Source organism: uncultured Phascolarctobacterium sp. (genome assembly GCF_905212365.1).
GTDB lineage: Bacteria > Bacillota > Negativicutes > Acidaminococcales > Acidaminococcaceae > Phascolarctobacterium_A.
This window is the reverse complement of the sequence record NZ_CAJMEH010000016.1, coordinates 22,772-32,197: the sequence shown is the minus strand read 5'-3', so window position 1 is coordinate 32,197 and position 9,426 is coordinate 22,772. Positions and strand designations below refer to the sequence as shown.

Annotated in this window: 8 protein-coding genes; 2 read left to right on the top strand and 6 right to left on the bottom strand. The window is 51.4% G+C overall.

Annotation, left to right across the window (positions count from 1 at the left end):
- Positions 1 to 464: 464 nt before the first annotated feature.
- Together QZ105_RS04365 and QZ105_RS04360 are read left to right on the top strand one after the other, a co-directional pair.
- Positions 465 to 2,531, top strand: coding sequence for a transglycosylase domain-containing protein (locus tag QZ105_RS04365; protein ID WP_293728636.1), 2,067 nt, complete (start codon positions 465 to 467; stop codon positions 2,529 to 2,531).
- A gap of 144 nt (positions 2,532 to 2,675) precedes the next feature.
- A complete protein-coding gene (locus QZ105_RS04360; RefSeq protein WP_293728635.1) occupies positions 2,676 to 4,046 on the top strand; it encodes a pyruvate carboxylase subunit B in 1,371 nt (456 codons plus the stop codon).
- Positions 4,047 to 4,107: 61 nt separating this feature from the next.
- Here QZ105_RS04360 and rpe read toward each other — a convergent pair whose 3' ends face one another.
- From rpe to rlmN, 6 genes are read right to left on the bottom strand one after another with little or no spacing between them, the layout of a single operon-like run.
- Positions 4,108 to 4,752, bottom strand: a complete 645-nt coding sequence (gene rpe, locus QZ105_RS04355) for a ribulose-phosphate 3-epimerase (RefSeq protein ID WP_293728634.1) — start codon at positions 4,750 to 4,752, stop codon at positions 4,108 to 4,110.
- Between the two features lie 38 nt (positions 4,753 to 4,790).
- A complete protein-coding gene (gene rsgA, locus QZ105_RS04350) occupies positions 4,791 to 5,669 on the bottom strand; it encodes a ribosome small subunit-dependent GTPase A (protein ID WP_293728633.1) in 879 nt (292 codons plus the stop codon).
- Between the two features lie 3 nt (positions 5,670 to 5,672).
- Entirely contained in the window at positions 5,673 to 6,596 is a 924-nt protein-coding gene (locus tag QZ105_RS04345) for a PASTA domain-containing protein (protein WP_293728632.1), read from the bottom strand.
- Positions 6,578 to 7,627 (bottom strand): protein kinase, encoded by a 1,050-nt coding sequence (locus tag QZ105_RS04340; protein WP_293728631.1) that lies wholly within the window; start codon positions 7,625 to 7,627, stop codon positions 6,578 to 6,580. Before QZ105_RS04340 ends, QZ105_RS04345 begins: the two co-directional genes overlap by 19 nt.
- Positions 7,620 to 8,369 carry a Stp1/IreP family PP2C-type Ser/Thr phosphatase gene (locus tag QZ105_RS04335; RefSeq protein ID WP_293728630.1) on the bottom strand — a complete coding sequence of 250 codons (750 nt, stop codon included), beginning with the start codon at positions 8,367 to 8,369 and terminating at the stop codon, positions 7,620 to 7,622. The genes QZ105_RS04340 and QZ105_RS04335 overlap by 8 nt, the downstream gene beginning before the upstream one ends.
- On the bottom strand, positions 8,366 to 9,424 hold the full coding sequence (gene rlmN / locus QZ105_RS04330; protein ID WP_293728629.1) for a 23S rRNA (adenine(2503)-C(2))-methyltransferase RlmN: 1,059 nt from the start codon (positions 9,422 to 9,424) through the stop codon (positions 8,366 to 8,368). Before rlmN ends, QZ105_RS04335 begins: the two co-directional genes overlap by 4 nt.
- Positions 9,425 to 9,426: the final 2 nt, after the last annotated feature.

Genomic DNA, 9,426 nt, shown 5'->3' with positions numbered 1-9,426 from the left:
GAAATATTTGACTTGGTCTTGCGCTTACGCGCTCGACCCGCACATTCGCTTTTTTCTAGGTTGATGTTCAGTTTTCAAGGTTCTTGGCTTCGATAAATTGTCAGCTTCTTTGTCGCCGCTGTGATTTTCTCGCTCGATATACTTTAGTATTATCTCGCTCGCAAATCTTGCGGCTTCGCGAATCTGAGCAATTCCTCTTTGCCAACATCTTCATTTTGTCTAGCGATGTTGGCGTTTATTCAGTGCCGTATCGCGTCGACTTGTATATAATACCACTCTGCTTTCCGATTGTCAACACCCTTTTTTACTTTTTTTCGACTTTTTTTGCACGTTTATGCTAAACCCGTTACGGCAGCATTTTATTCAGCAGGAAATATATGACAAAACAATGCGGAAATGCTATAATAGTCTTACTATGCAGACCCTTTCATGCATTAGTTAATAATTTGTAGAAGAGGTAGAAAATGTTTAAGGTACTAAAATTTTTAGTCATCTGCGTAATTTGCCTGATGATTATGGGAGTCTCCGTGCTTTACGGCTTTTCCAGCCTGTTCGCACCTTCCAATATGGACGAGACTTTAATTCCTGACGCGGCTTCTCAATTTTACGATATAAATGGCAATACTATTTATACCACATTATCTGAAGAACGCCGTATACCAGTCACAATCGACAAAATTCCCAAGCATATTCAGCAAGCCTTTATCGCTATAGAAGATAATCGCTTCTATGAGCACGGCGGCATCGATTACCGCGGTACGGCCCGCGCTCTCGTATCCACTTTAAGCGGCAGCGAGGTTCAGGGCGGCAGCACCATTACCCAGCAGCTGGCTAAAAACGCCTTTCTGACGCAGGAGCGCACCATTGTCCGCAAAATTAAAGAAGCCTTTATCGCCAAAGAGCTGGAACAAAAATATACTAAAGATGAAATTCTCACTATGTATTTGAACCAAATCTATTTTGGCGAAGGCGCTTACGGTATCGAAAGCGCTTCCTTATATTATTTCGGCAAGCATGTTCAAAATCTTGACATCGCCGAAGCAGCTACGCTGGCCGCTATTCCTAAAAGCCCCAACTATTACAATCCCTTTGAGAATCCTCAGGAAAGTAAAAAACGTCAGGAGCTGGTTATCGACCAAATGGTGAAGTACGGCTTTATTACTGCCGATCAGGCCGCCAACGCCAAGGCTGTAAAAATTGCTTATAACACCTCCCACAAGGCCAACAGTAATCCCCGCTCCTATTTCTTTGATATGATAAGTCAGAAGGTTATCGAAGAGGTAGGCGCCGACGCCTTATACAAGGGCGGCTTAAAAATTTACACCACTCTGGATTCCGATATGCAGAGAATTGCGGAAAACGCAATGAGCCATCTGCCCAATTATTATAAAGATGGCAATAATCGCACACAGCCGCAGATGGCTTTAGTTGCCGTAGACCCCAAAACCGGTTATGTTAAGGCCATGATTGGCGGCCGCGGCGACGATAAATTCAATCGCGCTACCTTGGCCGTGCGTCAGCCCGGTTCCGCCTTTAAGCCTTTCGTTTATGTAACCGCTATGCAGAACGGCTTTACTCCCGCCAACGTTATTGAAGATAAGGAGGAGGAATTTTCTCCCGGCTGGAAGCCCCAGAACTCCGACTTAAGCTGGCATGGCAAGGTCAGCCTGAGAACTGCGCTCAAGCGCTCCATAAACATTCCTACAATTAAATTGGCTCGTGAAGTAGGCGTAGATAAAATCATTGCCAACACTGAAAAAATGGGCATTTCCACATTGGTGGATTCCGGCTCTTACAGCGATATGAATTTAGCTATGTCCTTAGGTGGTCTGACCAAAGGCGTTAACCCCCTGGAAATGGCTTCCGCTTACAGCGTATTTGCTACCAACGGCATTTACTGCAAGCCTATAGCACTGCTCAAAATTGTTAACCGCGACGGCAAAGTACTCTATGAAGCCAAGCCCCAAAGCAAGCGCGTTATTGATGCAGAAGCCGCTTATCTGACAACCAATATGCTGGAGGACGTACTCATCAGCGGCACCGGCGGCGGTATGGGCATCGGCCGTCCGGCGGCAGGCAAAACAGGTACCACCGATACCTTCATCGACGCCTGGTTCGTAGGCTTTACACCCGACCTGTGTACAGCAGTCTGGGTTGGCGACGACAATAACAAGCCGATGAATCATATGTATGGCAGCACCACGCCTCTGTCTATTTGGCATGATTTTATGGGCAACGCTTTAGCCGCCGCTCCGCGCAGCAGCTTTACTAATCCCGGCGTAGCTGTTCCTGCCGAGCCTGAAATAAAGCAGGACGACGAAAAAGATAAGGATAAGGAGCAAAACAAGGATAACGCTCAAGACGGCAAGAGCAATAATGACAACGCTAAATCTGCCAAAGCTCAAGAGTCCTCTCAGCAGCAAGCTCCTGCAGTAAGCACGAAGCCCTCCACCCAGCGCCGCAGCATGAAGCAGCGCATCAATGAGATTATGGGCAAGCCTGTGGTCAGCAATCAGCCGACGCGCAATTAAAATATAATCTGCAAAAATATTTTACCGCAGCTATTCTGCTGCGGTAATTTTATCGTCAAATCATGTATACAGTATCCATTAAAATATGCTATAATGGTATTATAAAAAAGCATTACACAATTTTAAAATAAGGAGCGAAGAAATATGGACAAGCAACCAGTAAAAATAGTGGAAACAGTATTACGCGACGGCCATCAATCCCTGGCAGCCACCAGAATGCGTATTAAGGATATGCTGCCCGCCTTGGCGCAGCTGGATAATGCTGGTTATTATGCCTTGGAAGCCTGGGGCGGCGCTACCTTTGACGCCTGCCTGCGTTTTCTTAACGAAGACCCCTGGCAGCGTTTGCGCACGCTGAAAAAGCATCTGCCGAAAACTCCTATCCAAATGCTGCTGCGCGGTCAGAATATTTTAGGCTACAACCATTACGCTGACGACGTAGTGCGCGAATTCGTTAAACGCTCCGTAGCCAACGGCGTTTCCATTATCAGAATTTTTGACGCCCTCAACGATACCCGCAATCTGGAATGCGCTATGCGTGCCGCCAAAGAAGCCGGCGCTCATGTGCAGGGCTGTATCGTTTATACTATCAGCCCCTATCACAAGGACAGCGATTTTGTTAATTTAGGCAAAGAGCTGGCGCAAATGGGCGCCGATTCCATCTGCATTAAGGATATGGCCGGCCTGCTGCGTCCTTACGCTGCTGAAAGCCTGATTCGCAGCCTGAAAGCCGAGCTGAACCTGCCCATTGACCTGCATACCCATTTCACCAGCGGCATGGGCGACATGACCTACCTAAAAGCAATTGAAGCAGGCGTGGATATTATCGACACGGCGCTGTCGCCTTTTGCCGAATCTACCAGCCAACCCTGCACTGAATCCATCGTAGCAACGCTGCAGGGTACTCCCTATGATACGGGCATCGACCTCGGCGCGCTGCACGAGCTGGCAGATTATTTCAAAAAGGTACGCACCAATCTGACCAACGATTTCAATTTAAACGCTAATATCCCCATCGACCCCAAGGTATTGACCTTCCAGATTCCCGGCGGTATGCTGTCCAATCTGCTCAACCAAATGAAGGAAATGGGCGTAGCAGATAAATATCCGCAGCTGCTGGAGGAAATGCCCCGCGTGCGCGCTGAGCTTGGCTATCCGCCGCTGGTAACTCCTACCAGCCAGATTGTCGGCTCCATGGCCGTACTCAATGTGGCTTTAGGCCGCTACAAAATGATTCCCCGCGAGGTTAAGGACCTTATTCTTGGCAAATACGGCCGCACTCCGGGACCGATTGACCCCGAAGTACGCAAGCTTGCCATCGGCGCTGCGCCGCAGATTGACCATCGCCCGGCAGACGACATTGCGCCACAGCTGAAAAAGCTGCGTGAAAAGCTGGCGGAAGAAGGCTTCCCCAACGCTCCCATAGAGGACGTTTTAAGCTACGCTTCCTTCCCGGAGGTAACGCTGAACTTCCTGCGCCACAGCAATATCGGCATGCAATTCCACGATATGTAAAATTAAACAACGCATAAAAAAATTCCCGATTGGCAAACACCGTCAATCGGGAAATTTTTTGTTAAGCCCTCAAACTGGCAATAGCAGCCTTAACGTCTTGAGCGCCGTACACATAGGAGCCCGCTACTAAAACATTAGCCCCCGCCTCGCGCACCAGCTTAGCAGTTTTATCATTAATACCGCCGTCCACCTGAATATCCACGTTCAGCTCTGCGTCTTTAATCATTTGGCGCAGGCGCTTAATCTTCGGTGCCATGCTTTCAATAAAGGACTGCCCGCCAAAGCCAGGGTTCACCGTCATCAGCAGCACCATATCCACATAAGGCAGAATTTCCTCCACCGCGCTCAAAGGCGTTGCCGGATTCAGCGCTACGCCCGCCTTCATGCCTTCGCCTTTAATCTGCTGTACGCAACGGTGCAGATGCTTGGTAGCCTCTGCATGAACGACAATCTGGTCCGCCCCTGCTGCCTTAAAATCAGCAATATATTTTTCTGGGCCTTCCACCATCAGATGGCAGTCAAAAAACAGCGGCGTTACCTTGCGTATTTTTTTAACCACCGGCGCGCCGAAGGTTAAATTAGGTACAAACAAGCCGTCCATAACGTCGATATGCACCCAATCGGCTCCCGCCTCCTCGATTTTCTTGATTTCGTCTGCCAGATAAGCAAAGTCGGCGGACAAAATCGACGGAGCAATTTTAAGCATCTCTTATCCCTCCCATAAAGGCAGCGCTCTGCGCCAGCCTATAAATTTCTTTTCAGATCCCTGACCTCCTGCAGCATCGCCAAATAAGACTCATAGCGGCTGGCCGCCACCCGTCCGTCCTGCACTGCTTCCTTCACGCCGCACACCGACTCATGCGTATGAGTGCAGGGGCAAAAACGGCAGCCGTCCTCATACAAGGCAAACTCACGAAAGGCCTGCTGCACCTGCTGCGGCTCCAAGCCCTCCAGCAGCAAATTACCAAAGCCCGGCGTATCTGCGATATAGCCTTCGTCAAAGGGCAGCAGCTGGGCAAAGCGCGTAGTATGCTTGCCGCGGCCAATTTTTTCACTGACCGCGCCGGTACGCAAAGCAACGCTGCTGTCAATGGCGTTGATAGTCGAAGATTTGCCCACGCCCGAAGGACCGCCAAAAGCGCAGATTTGCCCACGCAGGCGCTGCCGCAGCGCTTCGACGCCGGTGCCGTTCTTAGCCGATAGAGTATAGACCTCGTAGCCTATGGGCTCGTACACCGCTTTTATTTTATCAATCAAGCCTACAGGCGCGTTATCCTCCTTATTCAGCACCAGTAATGCCGGAATCCGCGCCAGCGCAGCCAAGGTCAACAGCTTATCGGCCAGCAAAAAGCTGAAGTCCGGCGCTGCGCAGGCAAAGGCTGCCACAAATAAATCCAGATTAGCCAGCGTAGGCCGCGGCAAAAAATTCTTGCGCGGCAGCACCTGGGTTATCATTCCCTCGCCTGCGGCTCCCGGCGACAAACTTACCAAATCGCCGGTAACCAAGGAAAAGCGGTTCTGCTTCATCCGCCCTTTAACCTTACAGGTATAAATGCTGTTTTCTACGCTTACATAATAATAACCGTTATAATTTTTCAGGACCCTGCCCTGCAGCTCTGTCATAATTTACAGGCTCTTTTCGCTGGCCAGCTTGCCATCGCACAGCATCTGCACGCGGGCGCTGCCGGTATATTCCACGCGCTGGCGCAAGCGCACGCCGCCCTTTTGGCTGCCGCTGTAAAGGGTTTTCTTTCCATTTTCGTCAATTAAGACAATTTCGACGTTCGTCGGTTTATTACCCGGCACTACAAAATCTACATAAGCGCTGCGCTTTTCGCCGCTGCCTTCGGCCACCGTAATACTTACGGCGTCGCCTGCGCCGATTTTAGTTCCGGCGTTAGGATTAGAAGCCAGCACTACATTCTTCACTGCGCTGTGGTCGGTGACGGTTTTTATCTCGCCTAAGGTCAGGCCTGCGCTGGCCAGCAGCTTTTTCGCCTCGCTGATGGGCTTGCCGATTAAGTTAGGCACCTCTTTATCGCCCTCGTTCACTACCAGGTCGATACCGCTGCCCCTGGGCGCTTTATCCAAAGCCTTGGGAGATTGACTGAGCACGCTGCCGATACGCTGACCGTCCACATGCTTCTTGGTTATCTTGCCCAGCTTAAAGCCGGAGTTAAGCGCCGTCTGCTCGGCCTTGGACAAGGACATACCCGCTAAATCAGGCACCGGTTTAAGCTCTGCGCCTTTGCAAATAGTCAGTATAATCAAGCTGCGCTGCTTGCGTTTTTCTCCCGCTGCCGGCGATTGCTCCATAACGGTTCCCGGCTTGAATTTTGCCGGGTCGCCGTATTTTTCCTCCAGCTCCACCTTAAATTCCTTTTCCTCCAGCAGCTTCTGCGCCTCCACTACCGTCATTTTAGTAACGTCAGGCACGGCTATTTCTGCCAAAGTACGGTTGAAAATAAAATGTGCCGCCACGGATATCATCACCACTGCCGCCGTAATATAAATCAGCAGCTTCGTATAATTCAGCTTTCTCTTTGCCATTTTCCCCTGTTCCCCTGCTTCCGCCTGTACCTTCTGAACCGTTTCCTCCGGCTGGGCCTCCGGCAGCTGTGCCGTCTGCTCCAGCGGCTCCCCCGCCGTACCGGCTTCATAATCATAGTTGCGCCTTCGCCCGGATTATCCTCTTTAACGGCGCTGGTTTTCACCGGTCCCAATTCCTGCGTATAATCCTCGCTGCTGAACGGGAAAAGCTTCATCTTCAAAGCCAGCAAATCGCGGCGCAGCTGCCCGGCGTCAGCATAACGCTCCGCACAATTTTTAGCCAATGCCTTATTGATAATCTCCTGTATGCCTTCAGGTACATTTTCCATATAATCCGCCAGCTGCGGCACCGGCTTTTCCACGTGCATCATAGCCACAGCCACCGCCGTCGGCCCCACATAGGGCACCTGCCCCGTCAGCATTTCAAAAAGCACTACGCCCAGAGAATATACGTCGCTGCAGGCTGTAATCTTGCCGCCGCTGGCCTGCTCCGGCGAAATGTAATGCACGGAACCCATCACCGACTTGGAATATACCATGGTCTGGTTCGTCACCATCTTGGCGATGCCGAAATCAGCGATTTTAGGATTCATGTTCTTATCTAGCAGCACATTCTGCGGCTTAATATCGCAATGAATAATATTATGGCTGTGAGCGTGCTGCAAAGCGTCCGCCAGCCGTACGGCAATTTCCAGTACGGCGTTCAAAGACAGCTTATGCTCCTGCATATATTCCTTCAGCGTCACGCCGTCCACATATTCCATAACGATATACTGGCTGCTGCCCTCCGACACTACGTCGTAAATATTTATAATATAAGGATGCACCAGCCGCGCCGCCGATTTAGCCTCCCGCCGGAACTGCTCCAGCAGCTCCTTATCCTCCAGGAATTGGTCGCGCAGCATTTTAACGGCTACATTGCGGTCCAGCAGCTGATCGTGCGCCAGATAAACCTCCGCCATACCGCCGTAGCCGATAGCGCGGATTATCTCATAGCGCCCACTCAATATGGTTTTGCCCTTTTTATCCATTGCAGCCTTCCTCCCCCTGCGCCGTTAAATCTATCAAAATCAAAGATACGTTATCCCTGCCGCCGTTGTCCAGGCTTTGCTCCAGCAATTTATCAGCCGCCTGCTGCAAATCCTCTGTACCGATAATCCCGGCTATTTCCCGGTCCCGCAGCATATCGGAAAGCCCGTCGCTGCACAGCAGCATTCTGTCCGCCGGTTCCACGGCAAAATGCAGGCAATCGCTTTGAATCTCCTCGTCCACGCCCATGGCCTGCAACAGGATATGCCGCTGCGGATGCACAAAGGCTTCCTCTTTAGTTATCTTGCCCTGCTCCTGCAGGTCGGCTACAAAGGTGTGGTCGCGTGTCACCTGCCGCAGCTGCCCGTTGCGGTAAAGATACAGACGGCTGTCGCCGATATGGCAGCAGTAGGCCTCGCCGTTTCCCGGCAGATAGAGCGCAGTCATCGTTGTGCCCATGCCCTTGAATTTATCGTTACTTACCGCCATTTTATAGACATGAGCGTTGGCCTTGGCAAAAGCCTCCTGCAGCACCTCTGCGGCATTCTGTTCGCCCTGCTCGCGGCGCAGGCTGTAGGTCGCCGCCTCAAAGGCCTTAATAGTGGAACGGCTGGCAATCTCGCCTGCCGCATAGCCGCCCATACCGTCCGCCACTGCAAACAAATAGGGCTCGCGCACTAAAAGGGCGTCCTCATTATTTTCTCTGACCAGGCCCACATGGGTCTTGCTGACTACCCGCATCATTTATGCTCCTGTTCCTTAGCAAATTTCGCCCGCAGCTGTCCGCAGGCCGCGTCAATATCCTTACCCATTTCCTTACGCACAGTCGCGTTAATTCTGTTTTTCTGCAAAATCTTCAGAAAACGCTCCACCCGCTGCCGGGACGGTCGCTCAAAGCCCTGCTCTGGCACGGGATTGGCCGGTATTAAATTGACGCTGGCGTGCTTAAAGCGCAGATAATTGCTCAATAGCTCCGCGTCCTGCACGCTGTCGTTTTTATCCTTCAGCAAAATATATTCGTAAGTCACCTGCCTGCCGCCAGCCTCGCTGTAGGCTTCGGCCGCAGTGATGACGTCGGCAAAGGGAAAGCCCTTGTTGACCGGCATCAGGCTGGTACGCAGCTCGCTGCGCACCGCATGCAGGGAAACTGCCAGATTGATAGGCTTGCCCTGCTCCGCTAAACGCCGGATACCCGGAATAATGCCGCAGGTGGAAATCGTCATATTGCGATAGCTCATCAGGCAGGTATCCTCGCGGTGCAGAAAATCCAGCGCGCCGATAACAGCGTCAAAATTCAGCATGGGCTCGCCGCTGCCCATAACCACCACGCGGCTGACCATAGTGTTTTCCCCGCGCAGACGCTCGTTAAATAAATATACCTGCGCGATAATTTCAGCAGCCGATAAATTGCGTACCGCTCCGTTCAAGCCGCTGGCGCAAAAAGCGCAATGCATGTCGCAGCCCACCTGGCTGGAAACGCAGACGCTGCAGCCATAATCATGGCGCATCAGCACCGTTTCCACGCTGTTGCCGTCCGGCAGTCCCAAAAGCAGCTTGCTGGTCAGCCCGTCGCTGGAATTTTGCTCCCGCAGCACCGCAATACGCCGCGGCAGCACGGTAAAGTTTTCCTCCAGCAGCGCTATATCCGCCTTGCTTAAATTGCGCATAGCGCTGAAATCAAAAACTGATTTTTGATACAGCCATTGAAACACCTGCTTAGCGCGGAAGGTCTTCATGCCTTTAGCCGTCAGCGCCGCCTGCAGCTCTTCAATTGTTAAGCCAAAAATATCCTGCTTCATTA

Coding starts and splice junctions, on each gene's coding strand:
- QZ105_RS04365 (WP_293728636.1), top strand. CDS start 465: ATGTTTAAGGTACTAAAATTTTTAGTCATCTGCGTAATTTGCCTGATG.
- QZ105_RS04360 (WP_293728635.1), top strand. CDS start 2,676: ATGGACAAGCAACCAGTAAAAATAGTGGAAACAGTATTACGCGACGGC.
- rpe (WP_293728634.1), bottom strand. CDS start 4,752: ATGCTTAAAATTGCTCCGTCGATTTTGTCCGCCGACTTTGCTTATCTG.
- rsgA (WP_293728633.1), bottom strand. CDS start 5,669: ATGACAGAGCTGCAGGGCAGGGTCCTGAAAAATTATAACGGTTATTAT.
- QZ105_RS04345 (WP_293728632.1), bottom strand. CDS start 6,596: ATGGCAAAGAGAAAGCTGAATTATACGAAGCTGCTGATTTATATTACG.
- QZ105_RS04340 (WP_293728631.1), bottom strand. CDS start 7,627: ATGGATAAAAAGGGCAAAACCATATTGAGTGGGCGCTATGAGATAATC.
- QZ105_RS04335 (WP_293728630.1), bottom strand. CDS start 8,369: ATGATGCGGGTAGTCAGCAAGACCCATGTGGGCCTGGTCAGAGAAAAT.
- rlmN (WP_293728629.1), bottom strand. CDS start 9,424: ATGAAGCAGGATATTTTTGGCTTAACAATTGAAGAGCTGCAGGCGGCG.